The 16,557-nt window shown below is 74.3% G+C and carries 17 protein-coding genes; 2 read left to right on the plus strand and 15 right to left on the minus strand.

All coding sequences use genetic code 11. The features are described 5' to 3' along the window. Window positions 1-68: 68 nt before the first annotated feature. The 11 genes from lgt to D1781_RS10905 all read right to left on the minus strand — a co-directional run bounded on the left by lgt (window position 69) and on the right by D1781_RS10905 (window position 8,604). A complete protein-coding gene (lgt, locus tag D1781_RS10855; protein WP_407641665.1) occupies window positions 69-1,046 on the minus strand; it encodes a prolipoprotein diacylglyceryl transferase in 978 nt (325 codons plus the stop codon). Between the two features lie 63 nt (window positions 1,047-1,109). Beyond that, the gene (gene trpA, locus D1781_RS10860; protein ID WP_119482311.1) at window positions 1,110-1,901 is read right to left on the minus strand and encodes a tryptophan synthase subunit alpha; all 792 of its coding nucleotides are present in this window, start codon (window positions 1,899-1,901) and stop codon (window positions 1,110-1,112) included. Beyond that, window positions 1,898-3,124: a tryptophan synthase subunit beta gene (gene trpB, locus D1781_RS10865; protein WP_119482312.1), complete on the minus strand. Its 1,227-nt coding sequence runs from the start codon at window positions 3,122-3,124 to the stop codon at window positions 1,898-1,900. Before trpB ends, trpA begins: the two co-directional genes overlap by 4 nt. Further along, window positions 3,121-3,900, minus strand: coding sequence for an indole-3-glycerol phosphate synthase TrpC (gene trpC / locus D1781_RS10870; protein ID WP_119483197.1), 780 nt, complete (start codon window positions 3,898-3,900; stop codon window positions 3,121-3,123). Before trpC ends, trpB begins: the two co-directional genes overlap by 4 nt. Window positions 3,901-3,926: 26 nt before the next feature. Next, entirely contained in the window at window positions 3,927-4,154 is a 228-nt protein-coding gene (locus D1781_RS10875; RefSeq protein WP_119482313.1) for an HGxxPAAW family protein, read from the minus strand. Between the two features lie 10 nt (window positions 4,155-4,164). Next, entirely contained in the window at window positions 4,165-4,749 is a 585-nt protein-coding gene (locus D1781_RS10880) for a Trp biosynthesis-associated membrane protein (RefSeq protein WP_158590072.1), read from the minus strand. Then, window positions 4,746-6,296, minus strand: a complete 1,551-nt coding sequence (locus D1781_RS10885; protein ID WP_119483198.1) for an anthranilate synthase component I — start codon at window positions 6,294-6,296, stop codon at window positions 4,746-4,748. The genes D1781_RS10880 and D1781_RS10885 overlap by 4 nt, the downstream gene beginning before the upstream one ends. A gap of 5 nt (window positions 6,297-6,301) precedes the next feature. Next, on the minus strand, window positions 6,302-6,688 hold the full coding sequence (gene hisI / locus D1781_RS10890) for a phosphoribosyl-AMP cyclohydrolase (RefSeq protein WP_119482315.1): 387 nt from the start codon (window positions 6,686-6,688) through the stop codon (window positions 6,302-6,304). Continuing rightward, complete coding sequence (hisF, locus tag D1781_RS10895; protein ID WP_119482316.1) at window positions 6,685-7,461, minus strand: imidazole glycerol phosphate synthase subunit HisF; 777 nt, start codon at window positions 7,459-7,461, stop codon at window positions 6,685-6,687. The genes hisI and hisF overlap by 4 nt, the downstream gene beginning before the upstream one ends. Further along, the gene (gene hisG, locus D1781_RS10900; protein ID WP_119482317.1) at window positions 7,461-8,300 is read right to left on the minus strand and encodes an ATP phosphoribosyltransferase; all 840 of its coding nucleotides are present in this window, start codon (window positions 8,298-8,300) and stop codon (window positions 7,461-7,463) included. Before hisG ends, hisF begins: the two co-directional genes overlap by 1 nt. 40 nt (window positions 8,301-8,340) lie before the next feature. Beyond that, window positions 8,341-8,604, minus strand: coding sequence for a phosphoribosyl-ATP diphosphatase (locus D1781_RS10905; protein ID WP_119482318.1), 264 nt, complete (start codon window positions 8,602-8,604; stop codon window positions 8,341-8,343). A 501-nt stretch (window positions 8,605-9,105) separates the two neighbouring features. Between D1781_RS10905 and D1781_RS10910 the strand changes: the two genes are divergently transcribed. After that, window positions 9,106-10,482 (plus strand): HNH endonuclease signature motif containing protein, encoded by a 1,377-nt coding sequence (locus D1781_RS10910; RefSeq protein ID WP_119482319.1) that lies wholly within the window; start codon window positions 9,106-9,108, stop codon window positions 10,480-10,482. 103 nt (window positions 10,483-10,585) lie between these two features. Here D1781_RS10910 and rpe read toward each other — a convergent pair whose 3' ends face one another. The 3 genes from rpe to D1781_RS10925 all read right to left on the minus strand — a co-directional run bounded on the left by rpe (window position 10,586) and on the right by D1781_RS10925 (window position 12,823). Beyond that, a complete protein-coding gene (gene rpe, locus D1781_RS10915; protein WP_119482320.1) occupies window positions 10,586-11,236 on the minus strand; it encodes a ribulose-phosphate 3-epimerase in 651 nt (216 codons plus the stop codon). A 41-nt stretch (window positions 11,237-11,277) separates the two neighbouring features. Next, entirely contained in the window at window positions 11,278-11,784 is a 507-nt protein-coding gene (locus tag D1781_RS10920) for a hypothetical protein (RefSeq protein WP_147392080.1), read from the minus strand. 97 nt (window positions 11,785-11,881) lie between these two features. Beyond that, complete coding sequence (locus tag D1781_RS10925; protein ID WP_119482322.1) at window positions 11,882-12,823, minus strand: proline iminopeptidase-family hydrolase; 942 nt, start codon at window positions 12,821-12,823, stop codon at window positions 11,882-11,884. Window positions 12,824-12,921: 98 nt separating this feature from the next. Between D1781_RS10925 and D1781_RS10930 the strand changes: the two genes are divergently transcribed. Continuing rightward, window positions 12,922-13,680, plus strand: a complete 759-nt coding sequence (locus D1781_RS10930) for an aminoglycoside phosphotransferase family protein (RefSeq protein WP_119482323.1) — start codon at window positions 12,922-12,924, stop codon at window positions 13,678-13,680. On the opposite strand, the gene D1781_RS10935 is transcribed toward D1781_RS10930, so the two are convergent. Continuing rightward, on the minus strand, window positions 13,664-16,507 hold the full coding sequence (locus D1781_RS10935) for an aminotransferase (RefSeq protein ID WP_119482324.1): 2,844 nt from the start codon (window positions 16,505-16,507) through the stop codon (window positions 13,664-13,666). The two genes, D1781_RS10930 and D1781_RS10935, sit on opposite strands and share 17 nt — an antisense overlap. Window positions 16,508-16,557: the final 50 nt, after the last annotated feature.

Below are 16,557 nucleotides of genomic sequence, written 5' to 3' on the forward strand. Positions count from 1 at the left end.
TCGGCCCGTCGTGCGATTGCGGCGCTGCCGCCGATGCGGACGGCGGTCGTGTGCTCCGCCGTGTCACCTCACCGGGACGAGGTCGGGGCTCCGCTTGTGGCGGGCACCTCGGCCTGATCCGCGTCGGGATCGTCCTCGAGGTCCGCGGCGGTGTAGCGGGATACTACCGGCGCATCGGGCACCCACTCGCGCCCCGGCCGGTACACGGAGGTCTCGACCCCCGGGTGGCGACGGCGCGACCACAGGATGATCGCGAGGCCGAGCAGGATCGAGAGGAACGCGGCCCACACGTTGACGCGCAGCCCGAGGTAGACCGTCGTCGGGTCGATGCGGATCGACTCGAAGACGCTGCGGCCGATGCCGTACCAGATGAGGTACATCCCGAGGGCGCGGCCCCAGCGGAGGGCGACCCGCCGCTCGATCAGCAGGATGAGGACCGCGCCGGCGGTGTTCCAGACCAGTTCGTAGAGGAAGGTCGGGTGGAACAGCGTGCCCGCGGGCAGCCCGGCGGGGAAGGCCGCGTTGCTGGTCGGCACCTCGAGGCCCCACGGCAGCGTGGTCGGCATGCCGTAGAGCTCCGTGTTGAACCAGTTGCCGAGCCGGCCGACGGCCTGGGCGAGCAGCATGCCGGGCGCGAGCGCGTCGGCGAACGAGAGGAAGCGGACCCCGGTCCAGCGGCTGGCGATCCAGACGCCGACCGCGCCGCCCAGGATCGAGCCGAAGATCGCGTTGCCGCCGTTCCAGATCGCGATGGCGTTGAGCCAGGTCGCGCCGTCGGTGAGCGGGTGCTCCGGGCCGAAGTAGTCGCCGACGTGGGTGAGCACGTGCCAGGCGCGGGCGCCGATGAGCGCGAGCGGGACGGCGACGATCGCGAAGTCGACGACGACGCCGGGCTGGCCGCCCCGCTTCGTCAGGCGCCGCGACGTGAGCAGGACGGCGACGATGATGCCCGCGAGGATGCACAGCGCGTAGCTGTGGATCGTGAAGATGCCGATCGAGAACGAGGCCCAGGAGGCGGGCGGGCTCGGGATGGACGCCGGGATCACGGCCTCGAAGATACCGGCCGGGTGCGACTCCCCCGCTCGCCGCCGCCGGATCGTGACCCGGGGTCAGCGGCGGCGGGTGCCCTCCGCGAGCCCGTCGGCGGCGTCGGCCAGGGCGTCGAGGCCCTCGCCGAGCGCGGAGACGAGGCGGCTGCCGACGATCGCGCCGTCGGCGTAGCCGAGCACCTCCGCCACCTGCTGCCCCGTCGAGATGCCGAGGCCGACCGCGAGCGGCTCGTCGGTCACGTCGCGGAGGCGCTCCACGAGCGTCCGCGCCGCCGAGTCCACGTCGGAACGGGCACCCGTGATGCCCATCGTCGACACGACGTAGGTGAAGCCGCGGGAGAGCTCGGTCGCGCGCCGGATGCGCTGCTCGGAGGAGGTCGGCGCGGCCAGGAAGACGCGGTCGAGCCCCTCGGCGTCGCTCGCCGCGAGCCACTCCCCCGCCTCGTCGGGCACGAGGTCCGGGGTGATCAGGCCCGCGCCGCCCGCCGCGCGCAGGTCGGCGGCGAACCGCTCGACCCCGTAGGAGAGCACGGGGTTGTAGTAGGTCATGCAGAGCACGGGCACGTCCGGCGAGGCGCGGGTGATCTCGCGGACCGCCTCGAAGGCGTGGCGGAGGCGGAAGCCGTTTCCCAGCGCCTTCGTCGTCGCGGCCTGGATCGCGGGGCCGTCCATCACCGGGTCGGAGTAGGGCAGGCCGAGCTCGAGCACGTCGACGCCGTGGCGGGTCAGCGTGATCGCCGCCTCGATGCTCGTCGCGAGGTCGGGGTAGCCGATCGGCAGGTAGCCGACGAGCGCGCCGGCGCGCTCCTGCTTCGCCGCGCGGATCCTCGCCTCGACGACGGACCCGGTCACTCCTGCACCGCGCCGCGGTCGACGAGGTCGAACCAGCGCGCCACGGTGGTCGTGTCCTTGTCGCCGCGGCCCGAGAGGTTGATCAGCAGCGTCGCGTCGGGGCCGAGCTCGCGGCCGACCTCGAGCGCCCCCGCGAGGGCGTGCGCGGACTCGATCGCGGGGATGATGCCCTCCGTGCGGCTGAGCAGCCGGAGCGCGTCCATCGCCGCGGCGTCGGTCACGGCGCGGTAGGTCGCCCGGCCGGAGTCCGCGAGGAAGGCGTGCTCGGGGCCGACGCCCGGGTAGTCGAGGCCCGCGGAGACGGAGTGGGACTCGACGGTCTGCCCGTCCTCGTCCTGCAGCACGTAGCTGCGGGCGCCGTGCAGCACGCCGGGGCGGCCGACGGAGATGGTCGCCGCGGTGCGCGGGGTGTCCGCGCCGTCGCCGCCCGCCTCGAGGCCCCAGAGCGCGACGCCCGGGTCGTCGAGGAAGGCCGTGAAGATGCCGATCGCGTTGGAGCCGCCGCCGACGCACGCGAGCACGGCGTCCGGCAGGGCACCGGTGCGCTCGAGCATCTGCGCCCGCGCCTCGTCGCCGATGATCCGCTGCAGGTCGCGGACCATGGCCGGGAAGGGGTGCGGCCCGGCGGCGGTGCCGAAGATGTAGGTCGTCGTCGCGACGTTGGTCACCCAGTCGCGCATCGCCTCGTTGATCGCGTCCTTGAGCGTGCGGGAGCCGGACGTGACGGGCACGACCTCGGCGCCGAGGAGGCGCATGCGGGCGACGTTGAGCGCCTGGCGGTCGGTGTCGACCTCGCCCATGTAGATGGTGCAGTCGAGTCCGAACAGCGCCGCGGCCGTCGCGGTCGCGACGCCGTGCTGGCCGGCGCCCGTCTCCGCGATGACGCGCTTCTTGCCGATCTTGCGCGTCAGCAGCGCCTGGCCGAGCACGTTGTTGATCTTGTGCGAGCCGGTGTGGTTCAGGTCCTCGCGCTTCAGGAACACCCGGGCGCCGCCCGCGTGCTGCGCGAACCGCGGTACCTCCGTGAGCGGCGACGGGCGGCCCGTGTAGTCGCGGTGGAGCGCGGCGAGCTCGTCGCGGAAGCCGGGGTCGACGCGCAGCTCGTCCCACGCGGCGGACAGCTCGTCGAGCGCGGCGACCAGCGGCTCCGGCACCCAGCGTCCGCCGTAGGCGCCGAAGTACGGGCCGGTGCCGGAGGGGCTCGGCGCGAGGGTGTCGGTCATCGGTGGGCCTCCTCGAAGGCGCGGATCAGGACGGCGGGGTCGCCGGTGACGAGGGCCTCGCCGACGAGCACGACGTCGGCGCCGGCGGCGCGGTAGTCGGCGACGTCCTCGGGCGTGCGCACCGCGGACTCGGCGACCTTGACTACGCCGTCCGGGACGCGGCCCGCGACGCGGCCGAACAGGTCGCGGTCGAGCTCGAAGGTGTCGAGGTCGCGGGCGTTCACGCCGAGCAGGCGGGCGCCGGCGTCGAGCGCGCGGTCGACCTCGCGCTCGTCGTGGGTCTCGACCAGCGCGGTCATGCGCAGGTCGTGGACGAGGGCGAGCAGCGGGCGGATCTCCTCGTCGGTCAGCGCCGCGACGATGAGCAGCACGAGGTCGGCGCCCGCGGCGCGCGCCTCGAGCACCTGGTAGGCGGACGAGACGAAGTCCTTGCGGAGCACCGGCACGCGCACGGCGGCGCGGACCGCCTCCAGGTCGGCGAGCGAGCCGAGGAAGCGGCGCTGCTCGGTGAGCACGCTGATAGCGCTCGCCCCCGCGTCGGCGTAGGTCGTCGCGAGCGCGGCCGGGTCCGGGATCGCGGCGATGCTGCCGCGCGACGGGCTGGCGCGCTTGACCTCGGCGATCACCTTCACGCGCGCGGGGTCGGGCGCGAGGGCCGCGAGCGCGTCGAGCGGCGGCACGGCGGACAGCGCGGCCCGCTCCACCTCGATGAGGGGGCGCTCGGCCTCGCGGGCGCGGGCGTCCTCCGCCGACCCGGCGGTCAGGTCGGCGAGCAGACCCCGGAGGGTCCCCCCGGCCTCGGTCAGTGCGAGCCCCCGACGCGGGAGCCGCCGACGCCGAACCCGAGGGCCTTCATGACGCCGCCGACGATCAGCCCGATCACGACGAGCGCGGCGCCGACGAAGACGAGCGCGTAGGCGTCGAGGAAGAGGGAGGCGGTGGCGATCGCGAAGCCGATCAGCATGATGACGACCGCGGTCCACGCGGCGGGCGAGGATCCGTGGCCGGGCTCGTCACTGATGTTCGACATGCGCTCGATCCTACCGGTCGGGCCCGTCGGGGCCGTCGGTGGGATCGGCGCCGCGGCTGAGCGCGTCCCACTCCGCGATCGGGTCCGTCGAGCGCGCCGCGGCGGCGTCCGCGCGGAACCGCCGCCCGCCCGTCGACCAGCGCCTCCCGCGGACGAGCACCACGATCCCGAGCAGGGCGGCGAGCACGCCGGCGGCCGGGCCGACCTCCGGCCACACGGTGCCGGACCGGGCGGTCACGAGGCTCCGCGCGTCCGCGACGCCGGTCACCGCGGTGACGGCGGCGGCGGTGCCGACCGCGTCGTCGAGCACGCTCGGCAGGGCCGCGGCGACGATGCCGACGCCGAGCAGCACGAGGACCGCGCCGAGCACGACGCGGGCGATCGGCCCGGCGATCGTGAGCGCGACGCCGAGCGCGAGCGCGACGATCCCGAGCGGCGCGAGGGCGGGCGCGGCGGCCTGGCCGGCGACGACCACCGGCTTCTGCACGCCCGAGACCACGGCGGTGGCGAAGGGCTGCGTGGAGGCGAGCACGGCCAGGGCGCCCGCCGCGAGCGCGCCGAGCACGACGAGGAGCCGTTCGCGGGCCGGGCTCACGCGGGACCGACCTGCCGCATGGCGCTCGCGACGGCGACCGCCTTGAGCGGTGCGGTCGCCTTGTTCCAGCTCTCCGCCCACTCGAGCTCCGGCATGGAGTCCGCGACCAGGCCGCCGCCGGCCTGCACGCGCGCCACCCCGTCCGCGATGAGGGCGGTCCGGATCGCGATCGCGAGATCGAGGTCGCCCGCGAAGTCGAAGTAGCCGACCACGCCGCCGTAGACGCCACGGCGGGCGGGCTCGAGCGCGTCGATGATCTCGAGCGCCCGCGGCTTCGGCGCCCCGGAGAGCGTGCCCGCGGGGAACGTCGCGCGGAGCACGTCGACCGGGCCGACGCCGGGGCCGGCCTCCCCCTCCACGCTCGAGGTGATGTGCATGATGTGGCTGAACCGCTCGATGCGCATGAACTCGGTGACCTCGACGGTGCCGGGCAGGCAGACCTTCGCGAGGTCGTTCCGCGCCAGGTCGACGAGCATCAGGTGCTCGGCGCGCTCCTTCTCGTCGACCCGGAGCTCGGCGGCGAACGCCTCGTCCGCCTCCGGGGTCGCGCCGCGGGGCCGCGAGCCGGCGATCGGGTGGCTGAACACCCGGCCGTCCTCGACCTTGACGAGCGCCTCCGGGGAGGAGCCGACCACGGCGAGCGGCGCCCCGTCCGGGCGCTCGAGCGCGATCAGGTACATGTACGGCGACGGGTTCAGCTGCCGGAGCACGCGGTAGACGTCGAGGGGGCTGGCGCTCGTCGGCAGGTCGAAGCGCTGCGCGACGACGACCTGGAACACGTCGCCCGCGCGGATGTGCTCCTTCGCCGTCTCGACCGACGCGAGGTAGTCGGCGCGGGGCGTGCGCGCGGTCGGCTCGGGCCCGATGCCGAAGTCGACCTCGGCCAGCGACGCCTCCGTCGGCGCGGCCAGCCGGCGCTCGAGCGCGTCGAGACGGCGCTGGGCGTCCGCCCACGCGGCGTCCTCGTCGACCGCCTCCGCGTCGTCGTGCAGCACGGTCGCGATCAGCGACACGGTGCCGCCGAGGTGGTCGACCGCGACGACCTCCGACGCGAACACCATCCCGATCTCGGGCACCGGGTAGTCGGCGGGCGGCGGGGAGGGCAGGCGTTCGAGCAGCCGCACGGCGTCCCAGCCGATGTAGCCGACCAGGCCGCCCGTGAGCGGCGGCAGCCCGGGCACGCGGGGCGACGCCCAGTGCGAGTGCAGGTCGTCGAGCGCTTCCAGGTAGTCGCCGGTGATGCCGCCGCTGCCGAAGGCGCGGGAGGCGGGCAGGCCCCAGTCCTGCCAGATCGGCCGGCCGCGCTGCTCCGTCAGCGCGCCGAACGCGGCGACGCCGACGAAGGAGTAGCGGGACCAGATGCCGCCCTGCTCCGCGGACTCGAGGAGGAACGACCCGGGCCGCATCCGGCCGTCGGCGCGGAGGGCGAGCTTGCGGAAGATGCCGAGCGGCGTCTCGCTGTCCGCGAAGAGCACCCGGACGACGGGTACCACCCGCCGGCCGGGCAGCTGCGCGGCGAACTCCTCGCGGGTCGTGGTGCCGGGCATCCGGCTCATGCGGTCGCTCCCGTGCTGTCGGCCGTCGTGGCGGCGATCGGGTGGGTGTCGAAGCACGCGTGCGCGCCGGTGTGGCAGGCGGGGCCGACCTGGTCGACCTCGACGAGCAGCGCGTCCGCGTCGCAGTCGAGCGCGGCGCCGCGCACGTGCTGCACGTGGCCGGAGGTGTCGCCCTTCCGCCAGTACTCCTGCCGGGAGCGCGACCAGAAGACGACGCGGCCCTCGGTGAGCGTGCGGCGCAGCGCCTCCCGGTCCATGTACCCGACCATGAGCACCTGACGGGTCGACGCCTCCTGGATCACCGCGGGCAGCAGGCCGTCCGCACCGAACCGGGCGAGCGTCAGCGCCTCGTCGGGGTCCAGCACCGGCGCCTGCTCCGTCATCGACCCGTCTCCCGTCGCACCGTGACGCCCGCGTCCGCGAGCGCCGCCTTCACCTGCCCGATCGTGAGGAGGCCGCGGTGGAACACGCTGGCCGCGAGCACCGCGTCCGCACCCGCCGCGACGGCCGGGGCGAAGTGCTCGAGGCCGCCGGCCCCGCCCGAGGCGATCAGCGGGACGCCGCTGACCTCCCGCACCGCCTCGATGAGCCGCAGGTCGTAGCCGGCCTTCGTGCCGTCCGCGTCGATCGAGTTGAGCAGTAGCTCCCCCGCGCCGAGGCCGATCGCCGTCGTCGTCCACTCGATCGCGTCGATGCCCGTGCTCGTCCGGCCGCCGTGCGTCGTGACGGACCAGCCGGAGGGGCTGCGCGGGTCGTGCAGCACGTCGAGCGAGAGCACGCAGACCTGCGCGCCGAACCGGCCCGCGATCTCCGCGATCAGGTCGGGGCGGGCGATCGCGGCGGAGTTCACGCCGATCTTGTCCGCGCCGGACTGCAGCAGCCGGTCGACGTCGTCGACGCTCCGCACGCCGCCACCGACCGTGAGCGGCACGAACACCTGCTCCGCGGTCCGCCGCACCGTGTCGAGCAGCGTGCCGCGCGCCTCCACGGTCGCGGTCACGTCGAGGAAGGTGATCTCGTCGGCGCCGGCCTCCGCGTACCGGGCGGCGAGCTCGACGGGGTCGCCCGCGTCCTCGAGGCCCTGGAAGCGGACGCCCTTCACGACGCGGCCGGCGGCGACGTCGAGGCACGGGATGACGCGGGTCGCCAGCGCCATCAGAGCCTCGCGGCGTGGATCGGCGTGACGAAGATCGCCCGGGCGCCGAGCGCGTAGAGGCGGTCCATGATCAGGTTCATCTCGGTCCGCTTCACCAGGACGCGCACCGCCGCCCACTCCGGGTCGTGCAGCGGCGTGACCGTGGGCGACTCGTAGCCGGGCGCCAGGGCGGCGGCCTCGTCGAGGAGGTCGCGCGGGACGTCGTAGTCGACCATCACCCAGCGCCGGGCGACGAGCACGCCGTTGAGGCGCCGCTCGAGCACGTCGAGGCCCTCGGCGCGCGCGGCGCCGGAGATCAGCACGGCGGTCGACTCGAGGATCACCGGCCCGAAGATCTCGAGGCCCTGGGCGCGGAGCGTCGTGCCCGTCTCGACCACGTCGGCGACCGCGTCCGCGACGCCGAGTCGCACCGCGGTCTCCACGGCGCCGTCGAGGTGGACGAGCGAGACGTCGACCCCTTCCCGCTCGAGGAAGGCGCCGACGAGGCCCGTGTAGCTCGTCGCGACCTGGAGGCCGCGGAGGTCCTCGAGGTGCGCGAAGCGGCCCGCCGGTCCGGCGAAGCGGAAGGTGGACGACGCGAAGTCGAGCGCGGCGACCTCCACGGCCGCCGAGCCGCTGTCGAGCAGCAGGTCGCGGCCGGTGATGCCGACGTCGAGCGCGCCGGACCCGACGTACGTCGCGATGTCGCGGGGCCGGAGGTAGAAGAACTCCGCGTCGTTGCGCGGGTCGGAGACCGTGAGCTCCTTGGGGTCACGGCGGAGCCGGTATCCGGCCTCGCCGAGCATCTGCGCGGCGGTGTCGGCGAGCGCGCCCTTGTTGGGCACGGCGATCCTCAGCATGGGGGTCTTTCCTGGTCGAGTCGGTCGGGGCGGGATCTCGTCAGAGATGTCGCCAGACGTCCTCGAGGGTCAGGCCCTTCGCGACGAGCAGCACCTGCAGGTGGTACAGCAGCTGCGAGACCTCCTCGGCGAGGCGGTCGTCGGTCTCGTACTCCGCGGCCATCCAGACCTCGGCGGCCTCCTCGACGACCTTCTTGCCGATGCCGTGCACGCCGGAGTCGAGCTCCGCGACCGTGCGCGAACCGGCCGGACGCTCGACGGCCTTCGCCGACAGCTCGGCGAACAGCTCCTCGAACGTCTTCACGCGCTCAGGGTATCGGTCCCCCGCGGAGCGCCGCCGCGAAGGGTTGGCGGAGGTGCGTGCGGAGGCGTGCTCCCCTGCTGCCCGTCCGCCTGCCCGCCTGCCTCGCTGGTCCGCGCGCACCTCCCCACCTACTCCGCCGGCCCATGCCATCCGTCTACCTGCGCTGCCGGTCGAGGTCCGAGCACAGCGAGCCTCGAGACCACCCCACCCCCGCTGGTCGACGTAGGAGCGCAACGAGCCTCAAAATCACCCCCTTCCGTTGGTCGAGGTACGAGCGAAACGAGCCTCGAGACCACCCCACCCCGCTGGCGAGGTGCGAGCGAAGCGAGCCTCGAGACCACCCCACCCCGCTGGTCGAGGTGCGAGCGAAGCGAGCCTCGAGACCACCCCGACGACCGCGTTCGTCCGCTTCAGCATCAGTAGGACACGCCGTTCCGCTGAACGGAAAACCCCTGACTTGATCCGGGATGCAGTGTCGGTGCCTCGTGCTCGAATACCTGCATGAACCGGAACGCGGAGGCCCTGCAGCAGCAGGTCGACGCGTACGTCCACGGCTTCGACCGCGTCTCCGCCAGCGGGCGGTTCGACGACGCCTCATCGGACGGGCCGGTCCGGCTGCTGTCCGACCAGGAGCTGCTCGAGGCGACCGATTCGGTGAGCCGGCTCGTCCGCCTGGCGGAGTCGGAGCGAGCGAAGCTCGCCGGCGAGATCGCCCGCCGGAGCGAGATCCGCGACGAGACCAACCTCGCCCGCACGATGGGAACGAGCTCTCCCGCGGCGTTGCTCGCGCAGGTGGCAGGCATCCCGCGCGAACAAGCCGGAACCATCACCGCGCTCGCGACCGCAGTTCAGCCGCGCGAGGCCATCGACGGGACGCCGCTCCCGGCCAAGCGCGCCCACGTCGCTGCCGCCCTCGCATTGGGCTGCCTCGACGTCTCCGTCGCGGCAGCACTCGTCCGGTCGTTGAAGAAGGTCGAGAACGGGCTCACCCCGCTCGAGCTGGAGGAGCTCGAGCGCCAGCTGGTCGAGCGGTGCCAGGAGGGCTACACCGCGGACGAGCTCCTCGAGCACTTCCGACTGGTTCCGGCATACGCGTACCCGGAGGGCAACGGGCCCACGGACGGTGACCTCGCCGGGCAGGCGACCGTCACCAAGCGGAAGCTCGACAACGGTTTGACCCGGTGGGTCCTGGACCTCGACCCGCTGACCGCGGGGTTCTTCGAGACCGCGCTCGATGCGAACACGTCCCAGCGCCGGTTCCAGCTGGTGCTCGACGACGCGCCGAAGCTGGACGACAAGGACCTGCGTCCGTTGAATAAGCGGCGCGTCGACGGGGTGCAGCGGATCGCGAAGAAGGTCCTGAAGATCGACGACGGCCACGTCGCCGGAACCGCCGTCACGATGCTCGTCACCATCTCGGAGGAAGCCTTGCGCACCGGCATCGGCCATGCGCTGCTGCCGGGGTGCATGGAGACGATCTCCGCTGCGACGGCACGGATGCTCGCCGCCGAGGCCGAGATCATCCCCGTCGTGCTCGGCGGGGACTCGCAGCCCCTCGACCTCGGGACCGGGCGTCGGTTCTTCTCCGAGGCCCAACGGCGAGCGATGGCCGTCAGGGACCAGGGCTGCGCGGGCCCGAACTGCGACGCGCCGCTCTCGTGGTGCGACGCGGCGCACATCGATCCCGCCGGATACGGATCCACCTCGATCGAGAACGGGATCTTGCTCTGCTGGCGGTGCCATCGACTGCATGACGAGCACGGGTGGCAAGTCGCGAGAGAAGACGGGCGGTGGTGGTGGACGCCGCCGCCGCATGTCGATCCGCGAGGGAGGCGACGGCCTGGTGGGCCGGTGCCGCCGGTGAACCTCTCCGCCTGACCGAGCTCGAGCATGCGGGGTGGTCTCGAGGCTCGCTGCGCTCGCACCTCGACCAACGGATGCTGAGCGAGTGCGCGTGGCTGTGCGCGACCGTGCGCTCGGGTCAGCGCGTGGTGGCGAGCTCGCGGAGGTGCTGGATCGCCGCGTCGGGGTCCTCCTGGCCGAAGACCGCGGAGCCCGCGACGAAGGTGTCGGCACCCGCGGCCGCGGCGGTCGCGATCGTGTCCGGGCCGATGCCGCCGTCGACCTGCAGCCAGACGTCGCGGTCGCCGATCGCAGCGCGCACCCCGCGGACCTTGTCCATCAGGTCCGCCATGAAGGACTGGCCGCCGAAGCCCGGCTCCACCGTCATCACCAGGATCTGGTCGTACTCGCCGATCGTCGTGAGGTAGGGCGAGACGTCGGTCGACGGCTTGATCGCGATCCCGGCCCGCGCACCGGCCGCCCGGATCGCGCGGGCCGTCGCGATGGGCGACGCGGCCGCCTCCGCGTGGAAGGTCACCGTGTGGGCGCCCGCCTCCGCGTAGCCGGGGGCCCACCGGTCCGGGTCGTCGATCATCAGGTGCACGTCGAGCGGCAGGGCGCTCACCTGCGCCAGCCGCTGCACCGTCGGCAGCCCGAACGTCAGGTTCGGCACGAAGTGGTTGTCCATCACGTCGCAGTGGACGAGGTCGGCGGACGGGATCCGCGCGATGTCCGCGGCGAAGGCGGTGAAGTCGGCGGACAGGATGCTCGGCTCGATGCGGACGACCACGCCTCGACCCTATTCGCCGGGTCGTTCGTGTCCCTCCGGGTTCACGCGTCCCAGCAGGAGACCAGGTTCGCCTTGGGGTTGAACGCGTACGACCAGGACGTGTTCACGCGGTGGGTCGTCTTGCCCGTCGCGGACGAGAACGTGTTGGCCCGCACGTGATAGCGGTACCGGTCACCGCCGGCGTAGGCCTTGGCGGAGTGCCCGGCGGCGACCACGATCGAGCACGACGTCGAGGAGTTCACCTCGGTCGAGTTCGAGATCTCCAGCGAGGCCGTGACATCCGACCGGGACGCCCCGAGCGCGACGCCCACGGTCCGCGTCATGCTCTTGCCCTTCGACACGGTGCACGTCTGCTTCGCGTTCGACGCGGGGCAGCCGCCGATGACGTGGCTCTTGTCGACGTAGTTGTGCGTGACGGACTTGTCGACGACGTCGTAGGTCGTGACCGAACCGCCGCCGATCTGCGGAGCCGCCACGGCCGCTCCCGCGCTGGCAGCCGGTGCCACCGCGCAGACCGTCGTCAGCACTGCGGCGATCGCCCACGTCATCCTCATACCGTCTCCCCTGTCGACCCGAAGGATGCTCATGGAATCGGGCCGCGCGATGCTGCGCAACGCGTCCCCCTGGGTTCCGGGGGTCGCGCGCTCAGGAGGGGCTGGGGACCGCGACCGCGGGGTCGAGCTCGGTCGCGAGGTCGTGCTCGCGGAGGAAGACGCCGACCACGGCGCGGAACGCCTCCGGGTGCTCGAGGTGCGTGCAGTGGCTCGCGTCCGGGAACACCCGCGAGCGGACGTCCGGGATGCGCTCCACGAACGGCGCCCAGGTCTCCGGGGTCGCCTCGTCGAACTCCCCCGCGACGACGAGCGTCGGGGCCGCGACCTCGCCGAGCCGGTCGACGATCGTCCAGTCCTGCAGGGTGCCCGTCACGAAGAACTCGTTGACGCCGTTCATCGTGTGGTAGACGGTCGGCTCCGCCTCCATCTGCCGCTCGGTGTCGACGAAGTCCTGCGGCGCGGGGACGACCCGGCACACGTGCCGCTCGTAGAAGACCCGGGTCGCGTCGAGGTACTCGGGGTCGTCGGTCGTGCCGTCCGCCTCGTGCCGATCGAGGGCGCTGCGCACGTCCTCGGGCAGCTGCGCCCGGAGCGCGTCGGCGCCCTCGACCCACAGCCGCATGGAGGCGGGCGAGTTGCAGATCGACAGGGACGCGAGACCGGCGGGCCGCGTCACCGCGATCTCGGCGCCGAGCATGCCGCCCCAGGACTGGCCGAGCACGTGGTACCGCTCGAGGCCGAGCGCGTCGACGACGTTCCGGAACTCGTCGACGAACAGCTCGGGCGACCAGAAGTCGCGCGGCGCGTCGGGGCGGTGGCTGCTGCGGCCGCAGCCGACCTGGTCGTAGTGCACGACGGTGCGGCCGGTCTCGTCGGCGAGCGCAGCGAGGTTCCGGACGTAGTCGTGCGCCATGCCCGGGCCGCCGTGCAGCACGACGAGCGGCAGCGCGCCCTCCACGGGCGCCGTGGACGTCGTCACCTGCACCCAGGTCTCGAGGTCGCGGAACGGCACCATGCGGGTCTCGACGGGCATGCGACCAGCATGCACCCATTGGTCCGAGGGAGACCTTCTGCCCGCCCGCCGTCCGACGGGCTGTGCGACGCTGACGGCAGGAGCGAGGAGGGTCGCGGGTGGATCCGGACGAGCGGCTGCGCGCCTGGGGCGCCGAGCCGACCGGCGAGCGCTGGACCACGCCCTCCTCGGACCTCGCCGCCGGGGTGCTCGCGGGTGAGCCGGTGATCGTGAAGGCCGCCCGCATCGAGGAGGAGCGGCGCGGGAACCGCCTGATGGCGTGGTGGAGCGAGCACGGCGGCCTCCCGGTGCTCCGCGCCGACGGGGACGCGATCCTGATGCGGCGGGCGGGACGGAGCCTCCTCGACCTGCCGCTCGCGGAGGCGGACCGGGTGATCGCGGACGTCGCGGTCGGCCTCCGCGCGCTCCCCGCACCGCCGTTCCCGCTCGTCCCGCTCGCCGTCTGGTTCCGCGACCTCGTCGACCGGCCGCACGCCGACCCGCTGCTCGACCGGGCCGGGGCCGTCGCCCGGGAGCTGCTCGCCCGCCCGGCCGCGGCCGTCGTGCTCCACGGCGACCTCCACCACGGGAACGTGCTCGACCAGGGCGGGCGCTGGGTGCCGATCGATCCGAAGGGCCTCGTCGGGCACCCCGCGTTCGACGTCGCGAACGCGTGCTGCAACCCGAGCGCGGAGGCGGCCGCCGACCGGCTCGACGCTCGGCTGGCGCTGTTCTCGACCCGGCTCGGCCTGGACGTCGGCGAGCTCGCCGACTGGGTCCTCGCGTGGTGCGGGCTCTCGATCTGCTGGGCGTCGGAGGCCGGTCAGGACCTCGCCTGCCGCACCGTCGCCGAGCGGCTGCTCACCAGCCGGTCGTGAGCACCTCGTCGAGCCGGGCGACGAAGAAGTCCGCCGCGTCCTCCGGCAGCACGAGCGGCGGCTTGATCTTCAGCACGTTCTTGAAGTCGCCGGTCGGCTGCACGATCACGCCGAGGTCGAGCAGCCGGTCGCAGACGAGGGCCGTCTCCGCCGTCGCGGGCTCACGCGTCGCGCGGTCGCGGACGAGCTCGACCCCGAGGTAGAGCCCCTCCCCGTGCACCGCGCCGATCAGCGGGTGCCGCTCGGCGAGCGCGAGGAGGCCCCGCTTGAGCCGGCCGCCGACGGTGCGGGCGCGCTCCTGCAGCCCCTCCTCGCGGATCACCCGGAGCACGGTGGAGGCGACGACGGACGAGACCGGGCTGCCGCCCGTCGAGGAGAAGAACGAGCCCTCGGACGCGAACCGCTCGGCGACGTCCGCGGTCGTGATCACCGCGCCGACCGGGAAGCCGTTCCCGAGCGACTTCGCGAGCGTGACGACGTCGGGGACGACGCCCTGCTGCTCGAACCCCCAGAACCAGCGCCCGAGCCGCCCGAGGCCCACCTGCACCTCGTCGGCGATCGCGACGCCGCCCGACTCCCGCACGGCCGCGTAGACCTGCTCCAGGTACCCGTCGGGCAGCGGCACGCCGCCCGCGTTGCCGAAGAACGGCTCCGCGAGGAACGCCGCGGGCGGGCGCCCCGCGGCGGCGAGCGCGCGGATCGCGGCCGCCGCCTCCGGGCCGTAGCGGTGCGCGTCGGCGTCGCGGTGCCGCCCGCGGTAGTCGTTCGGCGCGTCGACGACGTGCACCCAGTCGGGGCGGGTGCCGAGCGCGTTCGGGTTGTCGGCGACGGAGGTGGAGACGGCGTCGCTCGCGAGCGTCCAGCCGTGGTACGCCTCCGCGACCGCGACGACGTCCTTCCGGCCCGTCGCCGCCTGGGCGACCCGGATCGCGAGGTCGACCGCCTCCGACCCGGAGTTGACGAGCAGCACCCGCTCGAGCGGCTCGGGCAGCGCGGCGGCCAGCGTCGCGGCGAGGTCGGCGATCGCCCGGTAGTGGAACCGCGAGTTCGTGTTCAGCAGCGCGAGCTGGCGAGCCGCGGCCGCGGTCACGGCCGGGTGGGCGTGGCCGATCGCCGTGACGTTGTTCACCATGTCGAGGCGGGCGCGGCCGGTGGTGTCGACGAGGTGCACGGCCCAGCCGCGCTCGATCCTGGGCGGCACGGCCCAGTAGTGCTCCTGCACGCCGGCGAGGACGCGCTCGCGCCGGGCGAGCAGGTCGGGTTCCGACGGCAGGGGCTCGAGGCCGAGCAGCGGCCCGGGGTCGGCGGTCAGCGCGAGCCACCCGGCCGCGTACTCGGGCCGCACCATCGGCGGCACCTCCGGCGCGCCGGCGACGACGACCTGGACCTCCGCGCGACCGCCCGCGGGCACCACCGCGAGCGCGTCGGCGTCGGCCCGGGCGCCGTGGACGCGGAGGACGACGCCGTCGCCCGCGAGCTCGATCGGCTCGCCCGGGCGCACGACCCCGGGCCAGGGCCGCCCGAGCCGGAGGTCCTCGGCGCCGGCCCACAGGGTCGCACCCGTCGGCACGGTCGGCGCCGAGACCGCGTCGAGGACCCGGGCCGCGCCGATCCGCGGGACCCCGGCGCGCGCGACGAGCGGCGCACCCGCCGCGGCCGCGACGCGGTCGTCGAGGCCGGGCTCCAGCCACGCGCCGCCGTCGGCGTGCGGGGACTCGACGCCGAGGTCCACCTCCCGCAGCCCGCGCGCGAGCGGGACGCCGCCTGGCAGGCGCACGGGCCGAGTCCGGCCGAGCGCGTCCCGGATCAGCCCGGTCATGACGGCGGCGGGCACGGCGGTCGCCTCGGCGAACATCCGCCACTCGCGGTCGAGCGCGGAGGACGCGTACGCGTTGTCGCGGTCGAGCGCGACCTGCTGGGCACCGCTGACGACGAGGACCGCGCCGCGCAGCTGCACGAGCGGCCACAGCGCGTCGAGCTCGGCGTCGTCGAGCGGCCGCACCGCGTCGAACGCCCGGACGGCGGGCAGCACGGTGAAGGGCTCGCCGCCCGGGTGGTGCAGCAGGCAGGACAGCGTCACCGCGAGCTCGGAGACGCGCCAGCCGCGCGAGACGTCGCCGAAGTCGATGACGCCGTCGGGCAGCCGCCCGTCGGCGCCGGCGACGAGGTTGTCGTCGGTGAGGTCGAAGTGACCGGCCTGCAGCGGCAGCCCGGCGGCGATCCCGGCGACCGTCGCCCACGCCGCGTCGGCGGCGCGCCGCACCGCGTCCCGGCGCTCGCGGTCGGGGTGCGCGCCGGCGAGCAGGTCGACCACGCGGAGCGACTCGCGGAGGTCCCACTGCAGCACCCGGTCGAGGCCGTCGTGCTCGAAGTCGGCGAGCGCCGCCGAGACCCGGCCGGCGACCGCGCCCATGCGGGCGACGACGTCGGGTGCGAGGCGGCCGCGGTCGACCAGCGTGCCGCCCGGCAGGAACCGGATCACGCGGGCGGTCGTCTCGCCCGCGGGCGTCGGGAAGCGGCCGGACGCGGACCGGCCGTCGCGCTCGAGCACCGTCGCGATCCGCAGCTCCGGCGCCGCGGCCTGCACGGCGGCCGCCGCGGCGTCCTGGGCAGCGGTCTCGACCGCCGGGAAGGCGGCGTTCGCAATCCGCAGCACGCCGGCGGGCCCGTCGTCACCGCGGATCAGGAAGTTCTGGTCCTGCTGGCTGCCGAGCGGCTCGAGCCGGCCGGGCACGCCGAGGGACGCGGCGATCCCGGCCGCCTCCTCCGCGGTGAGGTCGGGGGCCAACAACTCGCCGGCGGCGAAGAAGTCGAACGCGGACTGCACGATCCCAGCATCCCGTACGCCCGCCCGCGCCTCCGATCGACCGCCGCCCG

It is taken from the genome of Amnibacterium setariae, from assembly GCF_003581425.1.
Classification (GTDB): domain Bacteria; phylum Actinomycetota; class Actinomycetes; order Actinomycetales; family Microbacteriaceae; genus Amnibacterium; species Amnibacterium setariae.

Bases quoted from the DNA above. Each gene is read 5' to 3' on its own strand.
- trpB (WP_119482312.1), bottom strand. From the start codon at position 3,124: ATGACCGACACCCTCGCGCCGAGCCCCTCCGGCACCGGCCCGTACTTC.
- D1781_RS10875 (WP_119482313.1), bottom strand. From the start codon at position 4,154: ATGTCGAACATCAGTGACGAGCCCGGCCACGGATCCTCGCCCGCCGCG.
- D1781_RS10885 (WP_119483198.1), bottom strand. From the start codon at position 6,296: ATGCCCGGCACCACGACCCGCGAGGAGTTCGCCGCGCAGCTGCCCGGC.
- hisI (WP_119482315.1), bottom strand. From the start codon at position 6,688: ATGACGGAGCAGGCGCCGGTGCTGGACCCCGACGAGGCGCTGACGCTC.
- hisF (WP_119482316.1), bottom strand. From the start codon at position 7,461: ATGGCGCTGGCGACCCGCGTCATCCCGTGCCTCGACGTCGCCGCCGGC.
- hisG (WP_119482317.1), bottom strand. From the start codon at position 8,300: ATGCTGAGGATCGCCGTGCCCAACAAGGGCGCGCTCGCCGACACCGCC.
- D1781_RS10910 (WP_119482319.1), top strand. From the start codon at position 9,106: ATGAACCGGAACGCGGAGGCCCTGCAGCAGCAGGTCGACGCGTACGTC.
- D1781_RS10920 (WP_147392080.1), bottom strand. From the start codon at position 11,784: ATGACGTGGGCGATCGCCGCAGTGCTGACGACGGTCTGCGCGGTGGCA.
- D1781_RS10925 (WP_119482322.1), bottom strand. From the start codon at position 12,823: ATGCCCGTCGAGACCCGCATGGTGCCGTTCCGCGACCTCGAGACCTGG.